The 22,815-nt window shown below is 69.3% G+C and carries 21 protein-coding genes; 18 read left to right on the top strand and 3 right to left on the bottom strand.

The genetic code is table 11. The annotated features are described in order from the left end of the window. Window positions 1-127: 127 nt before the first annotated feature. The 10 genes from rplU to M1203_RS10705 all read left to right on the top strand — a co-directional run bounded on the left by rplU (window position 128) and on the right by M1203_RS10705 (window position 12,173). Window positions 128-448 carry a 50S ribosomal protein L21 gene (rplU, locus tag M1203_RS10750; RefSeq protein WP_030352366.1) on the top strand — a complete coding sequence of 107 codons (321 nt, stop codon included), beginning with the start codon at window positions 128-130 and terminating at the stop codon, window positions 446-448. A 14-nt stretch (window positions 449-462) separates the two neighbouring features. After that, window positions 463-717, top strand: a complete 255-nt coding sequence (rpmA, locus tag M1203_RS10745; protein WP_249949347.1) for a 50S ribosomal protein L27 — start codon at window positions 463-465, stop codon at window positions 715-717. A 130-nt stretch (window positions 718-847) separates the two neighbouring features. Continuing rightward, window positions 848-2,284 carry a GTPase ObgE gene (obgE, locus tag M1203_RS10740; RefSeq protein ID WP_249949346.1) on the top strand — a complete coding sequence of 479 codons (1,437 nt, stop codon included), beginning with the start codon at window positions 848-850 and terminating at the stop codon, window positions 2,282-2,284. 332 nt (window positions 2,285-2,616) lie between these two features. Then, window positions 2,617-4,122 carry a bifunctional cytidylyltransferase/SDR family oxidoreductase gene (locus tag M1203_RS10735; protein WP_249949345.1) on the top strand — a complete coding sequence of 502 codons (1,506 nt, stop codon included), beginning with the start codon at window positions 2,617-2,619 and terminating at the stop codon, window positions 4,120-4,122. 134 nt (window positions 4,123-4,256) lie between these two features. Beyond that, complete coding sequence (locus M1203_RS10730) at window positions 4,257-6,362, top strand: CDP-glycerol glycerophosphotransferase family protein (protein WP_249949344.1); 2,106 nt, start codon at window positions 4,257-4,259, stop codon at window positions 6,360-6,362. A 409-nt stretch (window positions 6,363-6,771) separates the two neighbouring features. After that, window positions 6,772-8,031: a glycosyltransferase family 2 protein gene (locus tag M1203_RS10725; RefSeq protein ID WP_249949343.1), complete on the top strand. Its 1,260-nt coding sequence runs from the start codon at window positions 6,772-6,774 to the stop codon at window positions 8,029-8,031. Between the two features lie 262 nt (window positions 8,032-8,293). Further along, window positions 8,294-9,361, top strand: coding sequence for a glucose-1-phosphate thymidylyltransferase (locus M1203_RS10720; protein WP_249949342.1), 1,068 nt, complete (start codon window positions 8,294-8,296; stop codon window positions 9,359-9,361). Beyond that, a complete protein-coding gene (gene rfbB, locus M1203_RS10715; protein ID WP_249949341.1) occupies window positions 9,358-10,344 on the top strand; it encodes a dTDP-glucose 4,6-dehydratase in 987 nt (328 codons plus the stop codon). Before M1203_RS10720 ends, rfbB begins: the two co-directional genes overlap by 4 nt. 29 nt (window positions 10,345-10,373) lie before the next feature. After that, a complete protein-coding gene (gene rfbD / locus M1203_RS10710) occupies window positions 10,374-11,222 on the top strand; it encodes a dTDP-4-dehydrorhamnose reductase (protein ID WP_249949619.1) in 849 nt (282 codons plus the stop codon). 156 nt (window positions 11,223-11,378) lie between these two features. Further along, the gene (locus M1203_RS10705; RefSeq protein WP_249949340.1) at window positions 11,379-12,173 is read left to right on the top strand and encodes a class I SAM-dependent methyltransferase; all 795 of its coding nucleotides are present in this window, start codon (window positions 11,379-11,381) and stop codon (window positions 12,171-12,173) included. A 72-nt stretch (window positions 12,174-12,245) separates the two neighbouring features. Here the strand turns inward: M1203_RS10705 and rfbC are convergent, their stop codons facing one another. Next, a complete protein-coding gene (gene rfbC, locus M1203_RS10700; RefSeq protein WP_249949339.1) occupies window positions 12,246-12,845 on the bottom strand; it encodes a dTDP-4-dehydrorhamnose 3,5-epimerase in 600 nt (199 codons plus the stop codon). Between the two features lie 58 nt (window positions 12,846-12,903). After that, window positions 12,904-14,919 carry a glycosyltransferase family A protein gene (locus tag M1203_RS10695; protein WP_249949338.1) on the bottom strand — a complete coding sequence of 672 codons (2,016 nt, stop codon included), beginning with the start codon at window positions 14,917-14,919 and terminating at the stop codon, window positions 12,904-12,906. 391 nt (window positions 14,920-15,310) lie between these two features. Between M1203_RS10695 and proB the strand changes: the two genes are divergently transcribed. From proB to M1203_RS10670, 5 genes are all read left to right on the top strand, one after another. Continuing rightward, window positions 15,311-16,429, top strand: coding sequence for a glutamate 5-kinase (proB, locus tag M1203_RS10690; protein WP_249949618.1), 1,119 nt, complete (start codon window positions 15,311-15,313; stop codon window positions 16,427-16,429). Between the two features lie 143 nt (window positions 16,430-16,572). After that, window positions 16,573-17,088 (top strand): hypothetical protein, encoded by a 516-nt coding sequence (locus tag M1203_RS10685; protein ID WP_249949337.1) that lies wholly within the window; start codon window positions 16,573-16,575, stop codon window positions 17,086-17,088. Window positions 17,089-17,160: 72 nt separating this feature from the next. Beyond that, complete coding sequence (locus tag M1203_RS10680) at window positions 17,161-18,444, top strand: glutamate-5-semialdehyde dehydrogenase (RefSeq protein WP_249949336.1); 1,284 nt, start codon at window positions 17,161-17,163, stop codon at window positions 18,442-18,444. A 145-nt stretch (window positions 18,445-18,589) separates the two neighbouring features. After that, window positions 18,590-19,180 (top strand): hypothetical protein, encoded by a 591-nt coding sequence (locus tag M1203_RS10675; protein ID WP_249949335.1) that lies wholly within the window; start codon window positions 18,590-18,592, stop codon window positions 19,178-19,180. A 144-nt stretch (window positions 19,181-19,324) separates the two neighbouring features. Further along, window positions 19,325-20,443 carry a hypothetical protein gene (locus M1203_RS10670; protein WP_249949334.1) on the top strand — a complete coding sequence of 373 codons (1,119 nt, stop codon included), beginning with the start codon at window positions 19,325-19,327 and terminating at the stop codon, window positions 20,441-20,443. A gap of 37 nt (window positions 20,444-20,480) precedes the next feature. On the opposite strand, the gene M1203_RS10665 is transcribed toward M1203_RS10670, so the two are convergent. After that, window positions 20,481-21,584 (bottom strand): M48 family metallopeptidase, encoded by a 1,104-nt coding sequence (locus M1203_RS10665; protein WP_249949333.1) that lies wholly within the window; start codon window positions 21,582-21,584, stop codon window positions 20,481-20,483. Window positions 21,585-21,738: 154 nt separating this feature from the next. Here M1203_RS10665 and M1203_RS10660 point away from each other — a divergent pair, with 154 nt between their 5' ends. The 3 genes from M1203_RS10660 (at window position 21,739) to nadD (ending at window position 22,811) form a co-directional block, all read left to right on the top strand. Then, entirely contained in the window at window positions 21,739-21,891 is a 153-nt protein-coding gene (locus M1203_RS10660; protein ID WP_249949332.1) for a hypothetical protein, read from the top strand. 84 nt (window positions 21,892-21,975) lie between these two features. Then, a complete protein-coding gene (locus M1203_RS10655; protein WP_249949331.1) occupies window positions 21,976-22,137 on the top strand; it encodes a hypothetical protein in 162 nt (53 codons plus the stop codon). Between the two features lie 38 nt (window positions 22,138-22,175). Next, on the top strand, window positions 22,176-22,811 hold the full coding sequence (gene nadD, locus M1203_RS10650; RefSeq protein ID WP_249949330.1) for a nicotinate-nucleotide adenylyltransferase: 636 nt from the start codon (window positions 22,176-22,178) through the stop codon (window positions 22,809-22,811). Window positions 22,812-22,815: the final 4 nt, after the last annotated feature.

The following is a 22,815-nucleotide window of genomic DNA, read 5'->3' as shown; positions in this document are numbered from 1 at the left end:
CACCTCTGAGCACCCACCTCCCGGATTCCCGGGGGAGGCCGCTCGTCCTGTCAGGAATCGCCACGGGCCCCGGTCCGTGCGAGCGGCTGGCATCAGAGGTTCCGTTCCGAGCGAGAGTGAGATCCGCGTGTACGCCATCGTGCGCAGCGGTGGTCGCCAGCACAAGGTTGCTGTCGGCGACATCGTTGAGGTTGACAAGATTCCCACTGCCAAGGTTGGCGACACGGTCGAGCTCTCGACCCTGCTCGTGGTCGACGGCGAGGCCGTCACCAGCGACCCGTGGGTGCTGGACGGCATCAAGGTCACGGCCGAGATCGTGGACCACCACAAGGGTGCGAAGATCGACATCCTTCGCTACAAGAACAAGACCGGCTACCGCCGTCGCCAGGGTCACCGTCAGCAGTACACGGCGATCAAGGTCACCGGTATCCCCGCGGCTGCGAAGTAAGGGACTGAGGAGACATGGCACACAAGAAGGGCGCATCGTCCACTCGGAACGGGCGCGATTCCAATGCTCAGCGGCTCGGCGTGAAGCGCTTCGGCGGTCAGGTCGTCAGCGCCGGTGAGATCCTGGTCCGCCAGCGCGGCACGCACTTCCACCCGGGCTCCGGCGTCGGCCGTGGCGGCGACGACACGCTGTTCGCGCTGAACGCGGGCGCGGTGGAGTTCGGCACCAGCCGCGGCCGCAAGGTCGTGAACATCGTTCCGGTCGCCTGAGCACTGAGCATCAGGCGCCTGTAGCACGGTTTCTTCGCGAGGGCGGACCTCACTTCCCGGTGACGGGAAGCGGGTCCGCCCTTCGTGTGTTGGACGTATGACATTTCCGTATGTACTGGAGGCAATCCCCATGACCACCTTCGTGGACCGCGTCGAGCTGCATGTCGCCGCGGGTAACGGAGGCCACGGCTGCGCCTCCGTACACCGTGAGAAGTTCAAGCCGCTCGGCGGACCCGACGGCGGCAACGGCGGCCGTGGCGGCGATGTCATCCTCGTCGTCGACCAGTCGGTGACGACGCTGCTCGACTACCACCACTCCCCGCACCGCAAGGCCACCAACGGCAAGCCGGGCGAGGGCGGCAACCGCTCGGGCAAGGACGGCCAGGACCTGGTCCTGCCGGTCCCCGACGGTACGGTCGTCCTCGACCGCGCGGGCAATGTCCTGGCCGACCTGGTCGGGGAGGGCACCACATATGTCGCCGCCGAGGGCGGTCGCGGCGGTCTCGGCAACGCGGCGCTGGCCTCGGCCCGCCGCAAGGCCCCCGGCTTCGCGCTGCTCGGTGAGCCGGGCCGCAGTGGCGATGTGGTGCTTGAGCTGAAGACGGTCGCCGATGTGGCGCTCGTCGGCTACCCGAGCGCCGGCAAGTCCTCGCTGATCTCCGTGCTCTCCGCGGCCAAGCCCAAGATCGCGGACTACCCGTTCACCACGCTTGTCCCCAACCTGGGTGTGGTGACGGCGGGTTCCACCGTCTACACCATCGCGGACGTCCCCGGTCTGATCCCGGGCGCCAGCCAGGGCCGGGGTCTGGGTCTTGAGTTCCTGCGCCATGTCGAGCGCTGCTCCGTGCTGGTGCATGTGCTGGACACGGCCACGCTGGAGTCCGACCGCGACCCGGTGACCGACCTCGATGTGATCGAGGAGGAGCTGACGCAGTACGGCGGTCTCGACAACCGGCCGCGGATCGTCGTCCTCAACAAGATCGACATCCCGGACGGCAAGGATCTCGCCGAGATGATCCGTCCTGATCTGGAGAAGCGCGGCTACCGCGTCTTCGAGGCCTCGGCCGTGGCCCATCTGGGTCTGAAGGAACTCTCCTTCGCGCTCGCCGAGATCATCGCCAAGGCCCGTGCCGACAGGCCCAAGGAGGAGGCGACCCGGATCGTCATCCGTCCGAAGGCCGTCGACGACGCGGGCTTCACCGTCTCCCTGGAGGACGACGGGCTCTACCGGGTGCGCGGCGAGAAGCCCGAACGCTGGGTCCGCCAGACCGACTTCAGCAACGACGAGGCCGTCGGCTATCTCGCGGACCGGCTCAGCCGGCTCGGTGTCGAGGAGCAGCTGATGAAGGCGGGCGCGCGATCGGGGGACGGGGTGGCCATCGGACCCGAGGACGACGCGGTCGTCTTCGACTGGGAGCCGACGATGATGGCGGGAGCGGAGATGCTCGGCCGCCGCGGTGAGGACCACCGTCTGGAGGCGCCCCGTCCGGCGGCGCAGCGGCGCAGGGACCGGGACGCGGAACGGGACGAGGCGCAGCGGGCCTACGACGAGTTCCACCCCTTCTAGAACGCCCCGGAGAGCTTCCGGCGGGCCTGCGGGCCGCGGGCTCCGCAGGCCCGTGGGCCCGTAGCACCACGGGCCCACGGGCCGTTGTCGCGGTGGGTGACCGCGTGGGCACGTCGCGTAGGCTCTCATTTGGGAGCCGCCGTGCTCCGACGTGAAACTTATGTGGTGTCCTTCACGTACGACTCCCGGCACCGAACCGCTGCCGTGCTGGTCTTCGCAGGTGAATCAGGGGTTGCGTACCGGTGTCGCGGGGTTGTGGTCCACCTTGCAAGACGATTGCCGCGGGTGGGACCATCGCTACATCCTCTGAGCCCGCAAGGTAGGTCAGTCCTGTGTCTGCAACATCCGCGTCGCCCACGAAGTCCCGCACCACCGCTGTCGTCCTGGCGGGCGGAACCGGTCAGCGTGTGGGCCTGTCGATCCCGAAGCAGCTGCTGAAGATCGCGGGGAAGGCGGTCATCGAGCACACGCTGTCGATCTTCGAGCGGAGTGACTCGATCGACGATGTGATCGTGCTGATGGCGCCGGGCTATGTGGCCGACGTGGAGAAGATCGTCGCGAAGGCCGGACTGGCCAAGGTCACCCGGATCATCGAGGGCGGCGCGACACGGAACGAGACCACCGAGCGCGCCATCGCCGCGCTGGGCGAGGGCCTGGCCGAGGGCGAGGACCGCAACGTACTGTTCCACGACGCCGTGCGCCCGCTGCTGTCGCACCGCGTGATCAAGGACTGCGTGGACGCGCTGGAGCGCTACCAGGCCGTGGACGTCGCCATCCCGTCCGCGGACACGATCATCGTGACCCGTACGCACGGCGGCGACGGCGAGTTCATCACGGACGTCCCCGACCGGTCGCGGCTGCGGCGCGGCCAGACCCCGCAGGCGTTCAAGCTCTCCACCATCCGCAAGGCGTACGAGATCGCCGCGGGCGACCCCAACTTCCAGGCCACCGACGACTGTTCGGTGGTGCTGAGGTATCTGCCGGACGTGCCGATCTATGTCGTCGCGGGCGACGAGTACAACATGAAGGTCACGCAGCCGGTCGATGTGTTCATCGCCGACAAGCTCTTCCAGCTGGCCTCCGCCGCCGCTCCGCAGCAGTCCTCCGACGACTCCTACCGTGAGCTGCTGGCCGGCAAGACGCTTGTCGTCTTCGGCGGTTCGTACGGCATCGGCGCGGACATCGCGCAGCTCGCCGAGTCCTTCGGCGCCACGGTGTACGCGCTGGGCCGCTCCACCACCGGTACGCATGTCGAGAACCCCGAGCATGTCGACGACGCGCTGTCGCGCGCCTATGCCGAGACGGGCCGGATCGACTATGTGATCAACACCGCGGGCGTGCTGCGCATCGGCAAGCTGGCCGAGACGGACAACACCACCATCCAGGAAGCGCTGAACGTCAACTACCTGGCGCCGGTGCAGATCGCCCGCGCCTCGTACAAGTACCTGGTGGAGACCAAGGGGCAGCTGCTGCTCTACACATCGAGCAGCTACACCCGGGGGCGCGCGGAGTACAGCCTTTACTCGTCCACGAAGGCGGCCATGGTGAATCTGACCCAGGCGCTCTCCGATGAATGGGCCGGTGAGGGAATCCGAGTGAATTGCGTCAATCCGGAGCGCACCGCGACTCCCATGCGCACCAAGGCATTCGGCCAGGAGCCGGAGGGCTCGCTGCTCTCCTCCGAAGCGGTCGCCAGGACTTCCCTCGATGTGCTGCTCTCCGAGCTGACCGGCCATGTCATCGACGTACGGCAGCAGGACCCGACCCGCAGTGCCTCCGAGGCGTCGGACTTCGAGCAGGCTCTGGCGGCCGTCCTGGACCGTCAGGAAGATGTGTAATAATTCTTGACAATCTTTGCACGGGCCTCTGTGGTCGCCGACGCGCGAATCACGGAGGCCCGAGTTCGTGAAGTTTTCTCTTCACATTTTCGTCGCAAGGTCCTATAGCCTCCACGGTCTGGAGCAAGTATTCCGTGATTTCGACAGCCATTCGCCTGGCCCGGGTGGGCAGCGGATCAGAGCTGGCAGCCGCACTTCTTCTGGGTCTGAGTTTCCCGTGCGTCATGCTCGCCGCGATAATTCCCAATGTCTGGTTCTTCGCCGCGGCCGCGGCGGTGAGCTATCTCGCGGACACTTTCCTGCACCAGCGCGGCAGCTATCTGGTGAACCGGCTCGCCAAGGTGCGGGCCGGTCTGTCGATCCGCTTCCTGATCCGGCAGATGCTGCTGGTGCTCCTGGTCGCGCGGTGCGGCCTCGGTGAGGACCGGATCTTCTATGTGACCGTCGTCGCCGTGCTGGTGTTCTACGGGCTCCAGGCGCCGCACGGCGCGATCGTCACCCTGCTCCGACTGCGCCGCAGACTGCCCGTGGTCACCCGCAATATCGATCTCGGTGCCATCCGGATCCCGGACGCCCCGCCGCCCTGGCTGCTCAGCCGTTCCGCCGAGAAGATGCTCCACCTGGATGTCTTCGCCATGGTCGGCGTGATCGTCACGCTCCAGACCCGCGACAACCTCTACGGCTACGCCGGGCTCGGCCTCAGCGTGCTGCTCGCCGTCGGCTTCATCGTCGCGCTGCTGCCGTATCTGCGGCCGAGCCGGCTCGTGCCCAACGCCGAGAAGGTGCTGACGGCGGTGGACGGCTGGCTGGCCGACTACCGGCCGACCGTGATGCTGTACTTCTCCGGCTCCAAGGAGTCCGCGTACCAGGTCAACATGTGGCTGGAGACGATGGGACAGCTCGAAGGGCGACCGCTGATCGTCCTGCGCGAGCGCGTCATCGCGCAGCAGCTGGGCCCGACGGCCGTGCCGGTGCTCTGCGTCCCCGGTGGCGTGCATCTGATGAATCTGGATCTCTCGACGGTCCGGGTCGCGCTCTACGCGGCCAACGTCGGCAAGAACATCCATATGCTGCGCGTCCCGACCATGAAGCATGTCTTCATCGGGCACGGCGACAGCGACAAGCTGGCCAGCGTCAACCCGTACAGCAAGGCCTACGACGAGGTGTGGACCGCGGGCCGGGCCGGACGTGACCGGTACGCGCTCGCCGATGTCGGGGTACGGGACGAGGACATCGTCGAGGTGGGCCGCCCGCAGCTGGCCCCGATCGAGCCGGCGAACGGCTCGACGAAGAACCCCATCCCGACGGTGCTCTACGCGCCCACATGGGAGGGCTGGGACGACAGCCCGGGCAACACCTCGCTCCTGCTGGCAGGCGAGAACATCGTCAAGCGGCTGCTGAAGGCCGAACGCCCCGTCCGGGTGCTCTACAAGCCGCACCCCTTCACCGGTACGCGCAGCGCCAAGGCGAAGGCGGTCCACGAGCGGATCATCGCGCTCGTGGAGAAGGCCGCCACCGAGCGCGCCACCGACGCCCGCTGGGCGAAGGACGCGGCGGGGCTCCGCGACGAGCAGAGCGCGGCGCGGACCGAGCTGGCCAGGATCGGCGCGCGGCTGACCGAGCTGTCCGGCGGGGCCGACGCGAGCAGGGACGAGGCGGAGGAGTCGCGCGACTCCAAGGCCGACCCGGCCAGGCAGGCGGAGCTGACGCGGCTGAGGCGCGAGTGGAACGGCGCGTACTGGCGTTCCTTCGGCTGGTGGGAGCACCGGGTCATCGATGGCTCGGAGCCGGCCCTGTACGACTGCTTCAACGAGTCGGACGCCATGGTCTCCGACATCTCCAGCGTCGTGTCGGACTTCATCGCGAGCGGCAAGCCGTACGCGGTCACCGACTCCGCGGAGCTGGGCGCGGAGGAGTTCAAGCGGCAGAACACCGCCGTGCGGGCCGCCGTGATCCTCTCCAACAGCGCGAAGGAGCTGGACCAGCTGCTCACCGCGGTCGCGGAGCCGTCCGCCGACCCGCTGGCCGAAGCCCGTGGTGAGCTGAAGCGCTATCTGCTCGGTCCTGACGAGCCGACCTCCATCGAGCGGTTCGACGCGGCGGCGCAGGCCCTGGCGGCGAAGTCGCTGGCCCGCAACGTGGGTGTCGAGCAGCGGCTCACGGAGCCGGAGGAGGCGCCCGCGCCGGACGACTCGGCGCCGGCCGAGCCCCGGGCGGAGGACTCGCCCGTGGGGGGCTAGGCCCTGTCTGACAAATCCCGCCTGGCTCGCGACGCCTGGCACGCGCGCTCGCCGCGTTGTCGGGCTCGTCCAAGTAGCTCCGCTACGAGAACGACCCTCCGCCTTGCGATCGCGCTCGGCATCCGAAGGAGGAGTCAGGGCGCCGAGACGGAGAGAGCGCAGCGAACGTAGTGCACCAGACGCCGCGAGCCCCGCCCTCCGGGCGGACGGCGTTATTTGTCAGACAGGCCCTAGGGTCAGCGGTTCTCGGGCCCGGCAGGGCGCCTACGGGCGCGCTGCCGGGCCTTCGTCATGCCCGCCGCGTTCCGCCGCCACTCCGCCCGGCCGGAATACGGATGTGACGGGCATCACGGCCACAGGCGATCGAAGTGAGACAACCAACATTCGATGGCGCTTGTCTTGAATTGCGATGAACACTTTGACTCTTCCTGACGTCAGTGTGATCGTCGGGGCATATGAAGCGATGCCCTATCTGATCCGCTGTTTGGAATCCGTCGAGGCCCAGACGCTGGGGCCCGACCGCATCGAAATCGTCGCGATCGACGACGGCTCGACCGACGGCACGGGTGAATACCTGGAGGCGTTCGCCGCGCGGACGGCCATCCCGACCAGAGTGGTGCGCCAGCCCAACTCGGGCGGTCCCAGCGGGCCGCGCAACGTCGGACTCGGCATGGCGCGCGGCCGCTATGTCTTCTTCCTCGACGCCGACGACTACTTCGGCGAAGAATCGCTGGAGCGCATGGTCGCCATGGCCGACCGCGCCGGCACCGACGTGGTGCTCGGCAAGGTCGAGGGTGTCAACCGCGGCGCTCCCGGCTCGATGTGGAACCGTACGGCGGAGCGCGTCGACATCTACCGCTCACAGGTCATCTACACGCTGAGCGCGCAGAAGCTCTTCCGCCGCGATCTGCTGGAGCGGCTGGGGCTGCGTTTCGACGAGACGCTGAAGACCGGTGAGGACGCCCTGTTCACGATGGAGGCGTATATCCGGGGCAACGGTGTCTCGGTGATCGCCGACTACACCTGCTACTACCTGGTCGGCCGCGACGACGGCAAGCATGTGACCAAGAGCGGCGGCCACGCGCTCCGTTTCGAGGCCACGGGCGCTCTGATGGCGCTCATCACCTCGCTGGTGCCGGCCGGCCGGAAACGCGACCGGCTGATGGTCAGACCCTTCACGGTCGGACTGATCCAGCAGTTCGGCCACGGGATGCTCAAGCAGCCCGAGGAGATCCGGGAGCACAAGCTGGAGCTGGCCGCGCCGCTGATGGAGCGGTACTGGACCCCGGGCGTGGCCGCGCGCATCAAGGTCTCCGAACGGCTGCGGCTGGAGTGCGTCGCGCTGGGCCGGCTCGATCTGCTGGCGGACATGCTGGCCTTCGTCAAGGCCGGGACCGTACCCGAGGTCGTCCACCGGGGCCGCGCCCGTACCCCGTACCTCGTCTTCCCGCACTTCGGTGACAAGAGGAGCGGCCTGACGGACGCGTCGTACGAGGTGACCGTGCCGGACTGGCTCGGCAAGCCGGGGCTGCGGCGCATCGAGGCGCCCAAGGTCTTACGCCGGCGCAAATCGCTGGCACGCAGGGTGGCGCGCAGGGTGCGTACCCGGATACGGGACCTGGCCGTGCCGAGGCCGCACGGTTCGCTGCCAACCGGGCCCAGGCCGTGAGGGGTTGGACGGTGCGGGGTGATGAGCCGGGGGCGGCTCCGAGCGATACGGCGATGAGGGCCGGTGAGTCCGCCCGCGCGTCTGCCCGCGCGGGGCTCTTGATTGCACCTCCGCGCACGCCTGAGCGCCCTTTCGCGCACCCCTTTTGCACCGGTTCACTCTCCTGAGATGACCAGCGGCGGGCCGCACAGGAAATCGTAGGTAAAATCGGACTGTCGGGCGACGCCCGGACAGCATCGGAATCTCAGCAGGGATAGGGATAGTGAAGGCTCTCGTACTGTCCGGCGGGGCGGGTACCCGTCTGCGCCCCATCACGCATACCTCCGCGAAACAGCTCGTCCCCGTGGCGAACAAGCCCGTGCTCTTCTACGGTCTTGAGGCCATCGCGGAGGCGGGGATCACCGAGGTCGGCGTGATCGTCGGGGACACCGCGGAGGAGATCCGCGAGGCGGTCGGCGACGGCTCGCAGTTCGGCATAAAGGTCACCTACCTCAAGCAGGACGCCCCCCTCGGACTGGCGCACGCCGTTCTCATCGCGCGTGAGTTCCTGGGCGAGGACGACTTCGTGATGTACCTCGGTGACAACTTCATCGTCGGTGGCATCACGGGCCTGGTCGACGGCTTCCGCGAGGACCGCCCCGAGGCGCAGATCCTGCTCACGAAGGTCCCCAACCCCACCTCCTTCGGCGTCGCCGAACTCGACGGCGCGGGCAGGGTGGTGGCCCTGGAGGAGAAGCCCAAGGAGCCCAAGAGCGATCTCGCGCTCGTCGGCGTCTATCTCTTCACCCCGGCCATCCATGAGGCCGTGCGCTCGATCGAGCCCTCCTGGCGCGGTGAGTTGGAGATCACCCACGCCATCCAGTGGCTGATCGACCAGCAGCGCGACGTCCGCTCCACGACCATCTCCGGTTACTGGAAGGACACCGGCAATGTCGCCGACATGCTGGAGGTCAACCGCTCGGTGCTGGAGACCGTCGAGCCGTGCCGTGACGGCAGCGTCGACGAGGCGACGGAGATCATAGGGCGGGTCAGGATCGAGAAGGGCGCTCGGGTCACCGGCAGCCGGATCGTCGGTCCCGCGATCATCGGCGAGGACACGGTGATCAGCGACGCCTACATCGGTCCCTTCACGTCGGTCTCCGAGGGGTGCAGGATCGAGGACAGCGAGATCGAGTACTCCATCGTTCTGCGGGGCTCCTCGCTCACCGGCGTGCGCCGGGTGGAGGCATCGCTGATCGGCCGCGATGTCGAGATCACCCCCGCGCCCCGTAACCCGTCCGCCCACCGACTCGTCCTCGGTGACCACAGCAAGGTGCAGATCTCCTCATGACCGACAGGATTCTGGTGACCGGCGGTGCCGGTTTCATCGGCTCGCACTACGTCCGTACGGTCCTGGGCCCCCAGGGCCCCGGCGATGTCGAGCTGACCGTGCTCGACAAGCTCACCTACGCGGGCAACCCGGCCAACCTGGACGAGGTCCGTGACCACCCCGGGTTCCGCTTCGTCCAGGGCGACATCTGCGACCCCGAGCTGGTCGCCAAGCTGATGGCCGAGCACGACCAGGTGGTGCACTTCGCCGCCGAGTCGCACGTGGACCGCTCCATCGACGGCGGCGCGGAGTTCGTCCGTACGAACGTCGTGGGCACGCACACACTGATCGACGCCGCGCACCGCGCCGGCGTGAAGACCTTCGTGCATATCTCCACCGACGAGGTCTACGGCTCGATCGACGAGGGTTCCTGGCCGGAGACCCACCCGCTGGAGCCCAACTCGCCCTACTCCTCGGCGAAGGCGTCCAGCGATCTGATCGCGCTCTCGTACCACCGCACGCACGGCCTCGATGTGCGGGTGACCCGCTGCTCCAACAACTACGGGCACCACCACTTCCCCGAGAAGGTCATCCCGCTCTTCATCACGAACCTGCTGGACGGCAAGAAGGTCCCGCTGTACGGCGACGGCGGCAACATCCGCGACTGGCTGCACATCGACGACCATGTGCAGGGCATCGAGCTGGTCCGCACGAAGGGCCGGGCCGGTGAGGTCTACAACATCGGCGGCGGCACGGAGCTGTCCAACAAGGAGCTGACCCGGCTCCTGCTGGAGGCCTGCGGAGCGGACTGGGACACCAGCGTCGAGTACGTCACCGACCGCAAGGGCCACGACCGCCGCTACTCCGTGGACTGCGCCAAGATCCGTACGGAGCTGGGGTACGAGCCGCGCAAGGACTTCGCCGCGGGCCTCGCGGAGACCGTGGAGTGGTACCGCGAGAACCGCGCCTGGTGGGAGCCGCTGAAGGGGCGTGCCGCGCTGTGAGCCGCTGGCTCGTCACCGGCGCCGGGGGCATGCTCGGTCAGGATCTGCTGGCCCGGCTCGCCGGGGCCGGGCAGCACGCGACCGGCCTGGACCGTAAGGCCCTGGACATCACGGACCCCGGCGCGGTGCGCACCGCCCTGGAGACCCGTACGCCGGACATCGTGGTCAACTGCGCCGCCTGGACGGCCGTGGACGACGCGGAGACCAAGGAGGCCGAGGCGCTCGCGGTCAACGGCACGGGACCCCGGGTGCTCGCCGAGGCGTGCGAGGCGTCCGGCGCCGTCCTGATCCAGGTCTCCACGGACTACGTCTTCGCCGGAGACGCCGGGGCACCGTACGGCGAGGACGACCCCACGGGCCCGCGCAGCGCCTATGGGCGGACCAAGCTGGCGGGGGAGCGGGCGGTCCTGGACACCGTCCCTGAGACCGGTTTTGTGGTCCGTACGGCCTGGCTGTACGGCGCGGGCGGCGGCAACTTCGTCCGGACGATGATCAAGCTGGAGGGGATCAAGGACACCCTGGACGTGGTGGACGACCAGCTCGGCCAGCCCACCTGGACCGGCGACCTCGCGGACCGGCTGGTCCTGCTGGGCCTCGGGGCCCTCGCGGGGACGGCCCCGGCCGGGGTCTACCACGGCACCAGCGGCGGCGAGACGACCTGGTTCGGGTTCACCCGCGAGATCTTCCGGCTGCTCGGCGCGGATCCGGAGCGGGTCCGTCCGACCACCAGTGAGGCCTTCGTACGGCCGGCCCCCCGGCCCGCGTACAGCGTGCTGGGACATGACCGGTGGAAGGCCGCGGGCATCGAACCGATCCGTGACTGGCGCACGGCGCTCGGCGAGGCGTTCCCCGCGCTGGTCCGGGCCGAGCGGGGCTGAGCCCAGGTCTTGTCCGGGGGCTGAGCCGGGCGCAGTCTGCCCGCGCGGCCAAATGGGTGTTACTGGCCAGTAGATGTTTACGTACAGCCTGGTGGCCCACTAAGTTCACTGAGAATCAATCCCTTGGTTGTTGATTCTCAGTGAAGGGCCCCTTACGTGGATCGCCACGGCTTCCTGCGCCAACTGCACCGTGTGTACAAACCCCGCACCTACTTGGAAATCGGGGTCAATGACGGCCGCAGTCTGGCGCTGTCCCGGGTTCCGTCGGTCGCGGTCGACCCGGCGTTCCGGGTCGTCACGGACATCAGCTGCGATGTCCATCTGGTCAAGGCCACCAGCGACGACTTCTTCGCCCGCAAGGATCCTTTGATCCATCTCCGCAACGGCCGCAACCCGTTCCGCGCGCTCGCCCGGCGTGACCCGGTCAATCTGTTCGGCGGTGACCCGAAGCTGGAGCTGTCGTTCATCGACGGCATGCATCTCTTCGAGTTCGCGCTGCGCGACTTCATGAACGTCGAGAAGCACTCCCGCTGGTCCAGCGTGATCGTCCTGGACGACATGCTGCCGCGCGATGTCGACGAGGCGGCGCGCGACCGGCACACCAAGTTCTGGGCCGGCGACGTCTACAAGGTCGCCACCGTGCTGCGCCGGTACCGCCCCGACCTGCTGGTCGTCGACGTCGACACCGAGCCGACCGGGGTGGTGGCCATCTTCGGCGCGAACCCGGACAGCACGGTGCTGAAGGGCGCGTACGACAAGATCATCGAGGAGTACGTCGTACCGGACCCGCAGGACGTGCCCGAAGAGGTGCTGGTCCGTAAGAACGCGGTGCGGCCCGAGGCGCTGCTCGGGGCGGGTTTCTGGCCCGCTCTGGCCCGCGCCCGCAATCTGCGCCGCTCGCGGTCGGCCTTCGCGCCGCTGCGGCGGCAGATCGAGGCGGTCACCGGCTGATCCCGGAACCCTACGGAAGGGGCCCGAGCGATTCATGATCGCTCGGGCCCCTTCCGTATGCGCCGGGCCGGCTCAGCCGCGGGCGGCCAGCTCGCTGTAGTACGCCTTGCAGTCCTCGTACGACGGGAGCAGGCCCTGGGCCTCGGCCTCCGCGAGGGTCGGCGCCGCCGCGTCCTTGTCGGAGAGCAGCGGGGTGATGCCCTGGGGCCACTCGATACCGAGCGCCGGGTCCAGCGGGTTGATGCCGTGCTCACGCCCGGGGGCGTACCCCTCGGAGCACAGATAGACCACCGTGGCGTCGTCCGTCAGCGCCATGAACGCGTGGCCGAGCCCCTCGGCGAGATAGACGGCGTGATGATCCACATCGTCCAGCCGTACCGCCTCCCACTGCCGGTATGTGGGGGAGCCGACCCGGATATCCACGATCACGTCGAGCACCGCGCCGCGTACGCACTTCACATACTTGGCCTGGCTGGGCGGTACATCGGCGAAGTGGATCCCGCGCAGCGTGCCGCGGCTGGACACCGAGCAGTTCGCCTGGGCGAGGCGCAGTGGGTGGCCGGCCGCCTCGGTGAAGTCCGACGCCTTGAACCACTCGTGGAAGCTGCCACGGCTGTCCGGGAAGATCTTCGGTTCATGTACCCAGGCACCTTCGACCGAGAGCTGCCGCATGTGATCACGTCCTTGTTCTGTGTGCTTGTCACTCATTGCTCGGGAGAAGCGCGGCCGGTCACAGACGCGCGGCGAGCCGGCGCACCTTCTTGCGCGCCGACGAGGGCAGCCGGCGCACGAGCGGGCCGCCCGCCGAGCGGAGCACCCGGCGCAGCGTCGCCCTGCGGCGCTTCACCGTCACCATCCGGACGAGCAGCGGATCGACCATGTCCAGACCGCTCTCGTCCAGCCGGATCCGGCCGCCCTGGGCCACGGGCACCTCGCAGAGCGGCAGCACGGGGCCCTTCGGCCCGTCCAGCCGCACCGAGAGCTGCGCCGGTCCGGCCGGCAGGTCCGGCACCCTGGCGGGGACACCGAGGTGGGCCCTGCCCTGGTCGGGGCGGAGCGTGGACGGCGCGGTCCGCGCGTTGCCGTCCGCCGGGGTCAGCACCAACTCGACCGCCTGCGAACCGGACTTGGTGCCGGTGAAGACGTCGAGACGCAGCTCGGGACGGCTGCCGGGCATCCGCCGCGCGGGCCGGTCCGCGAGATAGGTGGCCATCTTCTTGGCGCGGCCCGCGACATCGAGGGTGAGGTTGCCGTGCGGGTCGGTGAAGTACGGGATCACCGGCCGCGCGGGCGAACCGAGCAGCGCGGGAAGGCACTTGGTGTCGACCGACGCGGCGCGGTCCGCGCCCAGCCTGGCCTTCCGTACCAGCCCGAGTCCGCGCAGCGGCACCCAGACGTCCCAGAAGCCGCGGGAGACCCGGCCGCGGCCCTTGACCGCCTCGCTGGTGACCTGGCCGACGCCGTGCAGGACGACCTCGTACGCGTCGTCGCCCAGCGCCTCGATCTTGGTGGTGAACTCCGCGACACACGGCCACTCGACGGCGGTCTCGCGGTTGCGCAGCGAGAACTCGCCCTTGAAGCTGTCCATGTCGTCGGTGACATCGAGGAGTTCACCGTCCGGCAGCAGCCCTTCGGTGATGTCGGGGTGCAGGAAGTAGCGCTTGTCGCGGCGGACCAGCCGCAGCGGCTCCTTGTCCTCGCCGTGGACGAGCCGGCCGGTCACGGTGAGCGCGGCACTGCCGTCCGGCTGCCAGTCGAAGTCCTCCAGCCGGGCCGCGCCCTTCACCGACTTGGCGAAGTGGGCGATCTTCACCAGCCCCTGGCGGTCGTCGGCGCGCAGCAGGGTGGAGCGGAGTCTGACCAGCGAGCCGAGGCCGTCGTGCACGCCGTCGTGCATGAACTCCTCGGCGAGCGGACGGATCGCGTCGCACATCTCGTCGAGGAACTCGGGCGTGTAGTTGACCACGGACGGCTCGCTCAGCCGGCCGAGCATCTCGACCCGGTAGAAGCGCCGCAGCAGCCGGTCCCGGAATTCACCCGGTTCGGTGTTGTCCACGACGACCTTGAGGACCTCGCGCAGGTTGCCGTAGTAGCCCGCCGGCACGATCTTGGCGGAGCCGGCGTTCTGGCCGTCGTCCCGCTTCGAGTAGTAGTAGCAGGTGTAAGTCCCCAGGATCGATACGACCTTGGCGGGGAAATACGCCTGCATCATGTACAGCTGGTCCTCCAGGCGCCGCTTGCCCTCGGGGTACGCGATGCCGTTCTCGCGCAGGAACTCCGTACGGAACATCTTGTGCGGGGTCAGGCTGTCGTACAGTGGCGCATTGCTCAGATCGCACTTCTCGCGGTTCTTCTTGAACACGCCGTGCGGAACGCCGCGGAAATTGGACGCGACCTTCCCGATCACGATGTCGGAGCCGTTGCGGTGACCCATCTCATACAGCCGTCGCAGCGCGTCGGACGCCATGTGGTCGTCCTGGTCAACGAACTGGACGTACTCCCCCTTGGCCTCGGCGACACCGATGTTCCTCGGCTTGCCGGGCCAGCCCGAGTTGGGGATGTGGATCACCCGGAAATGAGGGTGCTCGGCCGCCAGCTTGTCCAGCCGGGCCGGGCTGTCGTCGGTCGATCCGTCATCCACGAAGAGCACTTCGAAATCCGCCGCCGGCAGCGTCTGGGCCAGCAGTGAATCGATGCACGGGTCGATGTACTTACCCGGGTTGTACACCGGAATGACGACGCTCACTTTTACTGGCATTACTGATGGCCCATCTCGTGTGTGGTTGCGCGGGGGATCAAGTGGGGGGAGTCGCCGCCATCGGCGAGCGTGCGGGCGCCGTGGAGGCCAGCCTATCGCTGCGCGGACGGGAACGTTTCCCGGCTGTTGTCATACCTGACAGACTGTCTTCACCGGCACGCGGTTGCACCGCGGGCGAGGGTTGAACAGACGGACGGGTGTCCGGGTCGCGTCCCACCCACTGAAATGCCTCGTCGGCCCGGGAGTCGCCCGCGTACGCTGAGCGACCGGCGGACGACCAGCCGGCGAGCGGTCGGCCGGTGAGGTGTGGCCGACAGTGAGAGCAGGGGCACAGCACGTGGCAGCGGCACGGCAGAGCGCGACGGCACGGCAGGACGCGGTGGCAGGGGCCCACAGGATCGTCGTCAAGGTCGGCTCCTCCTCGCTCACCACCGCCTCCGGAGGGCTCGACGCCGACCGGGTCGACGCACTCGTCGATGTTCTCGCCCAGGTCAGACGCGGTGCCGGCAGCGGTGACGAGAAAGAGGTGCTGCTCGTCTCCAGCGGTGCCATCGCCGCCGGACTCGCCCCACTCGGGCTGGAGCGCCGCCCCCGGGACCTGGCCCGCCAGCAGGCCGCCGCCAGCGTCGGGCAGGGGCTGCTCGTCGCCCGCTACACCGCCTCCTTCGCCCGCTACGGCGTACGCGTCGGGCAGGTGCTCCTCACCACCGACGACACCAGCCGCCGCGCCCACTACCGCAACGCGTACCGCACCCTGGACCAGCTGCTCGGCATGGGCGCCGTCCCCGTCGTCAACGAGAACGACACCGTCGCCACGGACGAGATCCGCTTCGGCGACAACGACCGGCTGGCCGCCCTCGTCGCCCATCTCGTACGGGCCGATCTGCTCGTCCTGCTCTCCGATGTCGACGGGCTGTACGACGGCGACCCCCGTACCCCCGGCGCCTCCCGGATCGCGGAGGTGCGCGGCCCCGCCGATCTGACGGGCGTCTCCCTCGGCAGCGCGGGCCGGGCGGGCGTGGGCACCGGCGGCATGGTCACCAAGGTCGAGGCCGCCAGGATCGCCGCCGCCGCCGGGGTCCCGGTGGTGCTGACCTCCGCCAGCCACGCCGCCGACGGGCTCGCGGGCCGGGACACCGGTACGTACTTCCACCGCACCGGACGGCGCTCCGCGGGCCGGCTGCTGTGGCTCGCCCACGCCTCCACCCCGCAGGGCGCGCTCACCCTGGACGACGGCGCGGTACGGGCCGTCGTCGAGCGGCGCACCTCACTGCTGCCGGCCGGGATCGCCGCCGTCGAGGGCGAGTTCAGCGCCGGAGACCCGGTGGAGCTGCGGGACACGGCGGGCCGTCCGGTCGCCCGTGGACTCGTCAACTTCGACGCCAAGGAGATCCCCCAGCTCCTGGGCCGCTCCACCCGCGAGCTGGCACGCGAGCTGGGTCCCGCCTACGAGCGTGAGGTCGTACACAGAGACGATCTGGTCATCCTCCATCCCTGACCCACCCCTGAAACGGCTGAAACTCCGGTCTTTGAACAGGGACCTTTACCAAAACCGCCCCATGCCCTGCCCGGGACTGGTCAACTTTGTCCCAGGGGTACAGGCGGGGTACAGCACGACAACGCATCAACAGGAGGCCGCTGGTGAGACGAGCGCGCCCGGGGGCGGTGCCCCGAGGGACCGGGGGAAGCGCCCACGCCCGGAGGGCCGCGGGCGAGGAACGAGCCCTGACCAGCGTCGAAGCGGGGGACGACTTCGACGACGAACAACAGCGGGAGGTCGTATCGAGAACGGAGGCGCGCGGGGAGGGCCGTGCGCTGTCGAAGCTCTGGCACATCACGCTCAGCGTCTCGGGCGCCGAGGCCCCGCTGCCGGAGGTCCGGCGCGGCCTTGAGCAGCTGGCCCATGACCACCCCTTCCTGCTGACCAGCCGGTACGCCAACGACCACGCGGAGATCCGGTACTGGGAGGAGGCCCGGGATCTGCACGACGCCGCCGCCGTCGCACTGCGGCTCTGGGGCGAGCACCGGTCGAGCGCCAAGCTGCCGCCGTGGAAGATCGTCGGCCTTGAGGTCATCGACCGTGAGACCTATCACCAGCGGATCGCGGAGGGGTACGGCCCGCCACCGGCGGCCCCGGTGGGCGTTCATCCGTTCTGATCCCCCACCGGAAGTGTCTCGGAGTCCGGAATAGGTGCGGAATGCCCGCAGGGCGCGCACTACCCTGCGGGCATGACCTCGCTCTCGCCGTACGACAACCTCTCCCCGGTCGCCAGGGCCGCCTACCGGTCCCGCGCCGCGGCCGCCGATATCGCGCCACTGCCGCGGGCGGCCAAGGACGACGCGCTGCTGGCGATCGCGGACGCGCTGGAAGTCCGTACCCACGAGATCGTCACGGCCAACGCCGAGGACATCGCGCGGGCCCGGGAGGCCGGGACCGGCGAGGCGATCATCGACCGGCTGACGCTGACACCGGAGCGGGTGCGGGCCATCGCCGCGGATGTACGGGACGTGGCGGCGCTGCCCGACCCGGTCGGTGAGGTCGTACGCGGCTCGACGCTGCCCAACGGCATCGACCTGCGGCAGGTGCGGGTGCCCCTCGGTGTGGTCGGGATCATCTACGAGGCCCGCCCCAATGTCACCGTGGACGCCGCCGCGCTCTGTCTGAAGTCGGGCAACGCGGTGCTGCTGCGCGGCTCCTCCTCGGCGATCTCCTCGAACACCGCCCTCGTACGGGTGCTGCGCGACGCCGTCGGCGGGGCCGGGCTGCCCGCCGACGCCGTACAGCTCGTGCCCGGCGAGGGCAGGGACGCCGTACAGGAGCTGATGCGGGCCCGGGGCCTGGTCGACGTACTGATCCCGCGCGGCGGCGCCTCCCTGATCCGCGCCGTCGTCGAGGGCTCCACCGTCCCCGTCATCGAGACCGGCACCGGCAACTGCCATGTGTATGTGGACGCCGAGACCGATCTCGACATGGCCGTCGAGATCCTGATCAACTCCAAGGCGCAGCGGCCCAGCGTCTGCAACGCCGCCGAGACGCTCCTCGTCCACCAGGACATCGCGGGCGCGTTCCTGCCGCGCGCGCTGGACGCGCTCGCCGACGCCGGGGTCACGGTCCACGCCGACGAGCGGGTGCTCGCGTACGGCGCGGGCTCGAAGGCGGAGATCGTGCCGGCCACCGCGGAGGACTGGGAGACCGAGTACCTCTCGTACGACATCGCCGCCGCGGTCGTCGACTCGCTGGACGCGGCCGTCGCCCATATCCGCCTCTGGTCGTCCGGCCATACGGAGGCGATCGTCACCACCTCGCAGGCCGCCGCCCGCCGATTCACCCAGTTGGTCGATTCCACGACCGTCGCCGTGAACGCGTCCACCCGGTTCACCGACGGCGGCCAGTTCGGCTTCGGCGCCGAGATCGGAATCTCCACGCAGAAGCTGCACGCGCGGGGGCCGATGGGCCTGCCCGAGCTGACCTCGACGAAGTACATCGTGATCGGCGACGGCCACACGCGGTAGCGGTGGGGCCACTGATACGGACCAGTACGGCAGGGGCGCCCGCGGCGACGGACGGGCGCGCCCGGGCCGCGATGTGACAAAGACCGAGTCGGGAGAGTTCGGACTCCGCCTGCCCAAAACGACCCGCCAGGTCTACCCTGAAGGGGTGCCGGACGACGTGGGGGGCAAGCCGTTCCCGGACGGCTGGGAGCCCGACGACGACCGCGGAGGCGCGGACAAGGACTTCGCCCCCGTGGTGTTCGACGAGGACTTCGTCAGGTCCGCCACGATCCATGAACCCTCCGCCGTGGAACGGCTGCTGGCCGCCGCACAGGCGCGCGCCGAGGCCGAGGCGGCCCGCGCGCGGTCCGGCGGGGGACGGCCCGAGGATGAGCTGTACGAGGAGCTGTACGGCCGCGACGGCGCGTACGGACCCGACCCCGACTACGACGACGGGTACGACCCCGATGACCCCGACGCGCTCGCCGGGCCGTACGGACGCCATGGCGGCTCGCTGCGGCCGTACCGCGGCGCCGCCCGCTGGCACCGGCCCGTCGCCTGGCTGCTCGCCCTGCTGATGGGGATCGGGATGGTCGCGCTGGCCTTCTCGGCCGTCTACCGCGGAGCCTCCAACAGCCGCGACGGCACGGTGCCGGGGCCCACCACGACCGAGATCGACAAGCCGGCCCCGGGTATCCCCTCGGCCTCCGCGAACGAGTCGGCGCCGACGGTCTCCGTGGTGCCGCGCGCGCCCTGACCGCATGCCCTGACCGCGCGCCCTCAGCGCGGCGGAACACCCCCCGGACGGCCGGGGACGACCTGAACGGCCGATCGCGTGGCTCCCGGAACTTCCCGGCTTGCCCAGCGTTTATGTTCGGCCCCTCCGACCTACCCTGAAGGTATGGCAGGGCGTGGAGACCCACCCGAAGGGGAACCTGAGGGGCTGCCCGGCGGCGATGACGACGAGTACCGCTCCACCGTCTTCGACGAATCCTTCATCCGGGAGGCCCGCCTTCAGGAGTTCTCGGCGCGGGAACGGATGACCGATCACGCCGACGCCGTACGGAGGGTGCCTCCGACGCAGCCTCCGCCCCCGGCCGTACGACGGCCCCACGGGATCTTCTGGCGCGGATCGAGACAGCTGCTGCTGCTCGTCCTGGTGGTGGTCCTGGCGTTCGGTACGGCGATCTATCTGGGCCTGCGCAATCCCTACCGGCCGAACACCGGCCGCTCGGTGGACCAGGTGCGGATGTCGGTGATCCCCCTGGCCCCCCAGGGACCCGTACCCGGCGGTACCCCCGCGGATCTCTTCAAGCACAGTCCGGCCGCGCAGTTCCGGGTGGGGGCGGCCGGGATCACGATGCCCGCCGTCCGGGAGACCGGGGGCTTCTCGGAGAGCCAGGTGATGGCCGCGCTGGCCACCGTCAAGGACTATCTGGTGGCGTCCTCACTCGACCCGGACGTCATCGAGGGCCACTCGGAACGACCGGTACGGCTGCTGCTCGACCCGGACCAGCTCGACCAGTTCGACGCCGGATTCGCCGCCCCCGCCGACGACGGCCTGCACGCCCCGACCGGCTGGCTGGTGCGCTTCGACCCGTCGAAGGTGGCCCAGGCCGACGACGAGGTGCGGGTGCACGGCACGCTGCGCTACCAGGAGACCTCACCCGGGACGCTGGAGGTGGTCTCGGACCATGTCTTCGTCTACGCGCTGCGCCCGGCGGGCTCCGACGCGCTGCCCGTACGGGACGCCTCGCTCTTCACCGTCCGGCGCGAGCTGCGCTTCCGCTTCGACCTGGACGCGCTGCCGCGGCATACGGCGCGACTGCTGACCAGTGAGGTGCAGGCCGGGCCGCAGGCGTGCTCGACGGAGCCGCCGACGACGCTGCGGCCCCTGCTGGCGGGCCAGCGCGCGAAACCCCATGAACCGGCCGGCACGGACCCGTACGCGACGGGTCCGCCCACCACGGCGCTGTGCGGGACGCTGTCCCGCGCGGCGGAACCGAGCCCGGCCGCCTGACGTGGCCGACCGGGCTCTCGATGCACGCTCTCGCGGTTCAGCTCTTGCCGGGGCCCTCGTCCGAGGGGCGGTCGCCCTTGCCGGCGTTGCCGCCGTTGCTGCCGCCGCCACCCGTGAACTTGTCGCGCAGCTTGCCGCCCAGGTCGCCCGCGCCGCCCGCGATGTCGCCGACCAGCTTCATCAGCGGGTCCTTGCTGTGGCGGACAGTGTCCGCGTAATGCGTGGCGGAGTCACGGAGCGAGTCCGTCACGGAGGTGTCCTTGTCCTCCTCGCGGCGCGGGTAGTGGCCGTCCATGATCCGCTGGTAGTCGCGGCTCTCGGCCCACTTCTTCAGCTCGGCCGCACGCACGGTCGTGAAGGGGTGCGTACGCGGCAGCACATTGAGGATCTTGAGCACGGAGTCCCGCAGATCGCCGCCCGCCTCGTACTCGGCGGCCTGCTCCAGGAACGCGTCCACGTTCATCTCGTGCAGGTGATTGCCGCCGGCGATCTTCATCAGGCCGCGCATCGAGGCCTGGAGATCCTGGCCGACCAGCAGTCCCGCCCGGTCGGCCGACAGCTCCGACTTCCGGAACCACTCCCGCAGCGCCGTCACGATCGCCATGATCGCGACATTGCCCAGCGGGATCCAGGCGACCTTGAGCGCCAGATTGGTGAGGAAGAGAAGTATCGTCCGGTAGACGGAGTGACCGGAGAGCGCGTGGCCCACCTCATGGCCGACGACCGCCCGCATCTCCTCCTCGTCGAGCAGCTCCACCAGCCCGGTCGTGACCACGATGATCGGCTCGTCCAGACCGATGCACATCGCGTTCGGCTTCGGGTCCTGTGCCACATACATCGCGGGGACCTTCTCCAGGTCCAGGATGTAGCAGGCGTCCCGCAGCATGGCGTGGAGATGGGCGAACTGCGCGTCGCCGACCCGCACCGAGTCGGAGAGGAAGAGCAGCCGCAGGCTGCGCTCGGGCAGCAGCGCGCTCATCGCCTTGAAGACCGTGTCGAATCCGGTGAGCTTGCGCAGGGCGACCAGCGCCGAGCGGTCCGCGGGGTGTTCGTACGCCCGTGAGGAAATGCCCGGGAAGCGCTTGCGCTGCCTGCTCGGCACGTTTTCGTGAGTGGCTGCCTCGTGACTGTCTTCGGTCATATGGATATCCCCTGTTCATACGAGTCCAAAGCTCGTCCCCCTGACGGCCCCCACCCTAGGGGGTGGGTCTACCGTGTGACGGGGGCCCATCGCCGTGTTTCCCGGGAGCCGCCACCCCGGGCGTGGCCGGAAGAGACCGAGGAGCGCACCCGACATGCCGGAAATCGTCACCCTGCTCGCCGCCGCACCGGATCAGCAGGGACCGGGCGATACGTTGCGGATCGTGCTGGTCGTCTCGTTGGTCGGAGCCGTCCTGCTCGCCTGGTTCCTGTTGCGCGGATACCGCGACAACGATCACAACGACTGAGTCGGCGTGAGCGTGCCCGAAGCCCCCGCATACGATGTGCGCGAAGTCTCCGCTCCCACCCGTGAAGAAAAGGGCCCGTAGAAGATGAGCCTCACCGGTACCGCCGCCCACTTGGTCACGCTCGCCGAGGCCACCGAGAACGGCGGCAACCACGAAAGCCTCAACCCGTACCTCATCGGTGGCGGCGCCCTGTTCGCGTTGCTTCTGCTGCTGTGGATCACCACCCGCTTCAACCGCGACCGCTGACACCGGCGCGTCATCTTGTGCCAGTAGGCTCTGCACGCATGGGAGAGCAGCAGGCGGCCGGCGGTCGTGAACCCGGATCCGGCCGTGGCAGGCGCCGACTCGGCGTGATGGGCGGGACATTCGACCCGATCCATCATGGGCACCTGGTGGCGGCCAGCGAAGTGGCCGCCTTGTTCCACCTCGACGAGGTGGTGTTCGTGCCGACCGGGCAGCCGTGGCAGAAGAGCCAGCGCGTGGTCTCCCCGGCCGAGGACCGCTATCTGATGACGGTCATCGCCACCGCGTCCAATCCGCAGTTCTCGGTCAGCCGCAGCGACATCGACCGCGGCGGCCCGACCTATACGATCGACACGCTGCGGGACCTGCGGGCCGTCCACGGCGACGCGGACCTCTTCTTCATCACCGGAGCCGACGCGCTCTCCCAGATCCTGAGCTGGCGGGACCACGAAGAGCTGTTCTCGCTCGCCCACTTCATCGGAGTGACCCGGCCGGGCCATGATCTGACGGACGACGGACTGCCCAAGGGCGGGGTCTCCCTCGTGGAGGTGCCCGCGCTGGCGATCTCGTCGACCGACTGCCGGGGGCGGGTCGCGAAGGGCGATCCGGTCTGGTACCTGGTGCCGGACGGTGTGGTGCGCTACATCGACAAGCGGCAGTTGTACCGCGGCGCATGAGCCA

Source organism: Streptomyces sp. 35G-GA-8 (assembly GCF_023534745.1).
Classification (GTDB): Bacteria; Actinomycetota; Actinomycetes; order Streptomycetales; family Streptomycetaceae; genus Streptomyces.
The sequence above is the reverse complement of the archived record's forward strand: the minus strand, read 5'-3'. Positions and strand labels throughout refer to the sequence as shown.

What these genes read in the sequence shown, in the direction of transcription:
- rfbB (WP_249949341.1), top strand. Translation starts at nt 9,358, where the DNA reads ATGACCGACAGGATTCTGGTGACCGGCGGTGCCGGTTTCATCGGCTCG.
- M1203_RS10725 (WP_249949343.1), top strand. Translation starts at nt 6,772, where the DNA reads ATGAACACTTTGACTCTTCCTGACGTCAGTGTGATCGTCGGGGCATAT.
- nadD (WP_249949330.1), top strand. Translation starts at nt 22,176, where the DNA reads ATGGGAGAGCAGCAGGCGGCCGGCGGTCGTGAACCCGGATCCGGCCGT.
- M1203_RS10680 (WP_249949336.1), top strand. Translation starts at nt 17,161, where the DNA reads ATGACCTCGCTCTCGCCGTACGACAACCTCTCCCCGGTCGCCAGGGCC.
- obgE (WP_249949346.1), top strand. Translation starts at nt 848, where the DNA reads ATGACCACCTTCGTGGACCGCGTCGAGCTGCATGTCGCCGCGGGTAAC.
- M1203_RS10670 (WP_249949334.1), top strand. Translation starts at nt 19,325, where the DNA reads ATGGCAGGGCGTGGAGACCCACCCGAAGGGGAACCTGAGGGGCTGCCC.
- M1203_RS10660 (WP_249949332.1), top strand. Translation starts at nt 21,739, where the DNA reads ATGCCGGAAATCGTCACCCTGCTCGCCGCCGCACCGGATCAGCAGGGA.
- rfbD (WP_249949619.1), top strand. Translation starts at nt 10,374, where the DNA reads ATGCTCGGTCAGGATCTGCTGGCCCGGCTCGCCGGGGCCGGGCAGCAC.
- rpmA (WP_249949347.1), top strand. Translation starts at nt 463, where the DNA reads ATGGCACACAAGAAGGGCGCATCGTCCACTCGGAACGGGCGCGATTCC.
- rfbC (WP_249949339.1), bottom strand. Translation starts at nt 12,845, where the DNA reads ATGCGGCAGCTCTCGGTCGAAGGTGCCTGGGTACATGAACCGAAGATC.
- M1203_RS10665 (WP_249949333.1), bottom strand. Translation starts at nt 21,584, where the DNA reads ATGACCGAAGACAGTCACGAGGCAGCCACTCACGAAAACGTGCCGAGC.
- M1203_RS10655 (WP_249949331.1), top strand. Translation starts at nt 21,976, where the DNA reads ATGAGCCTCACCGGTACCGCCGCCCACTTGGTCACGCTCGCCGAGGCC.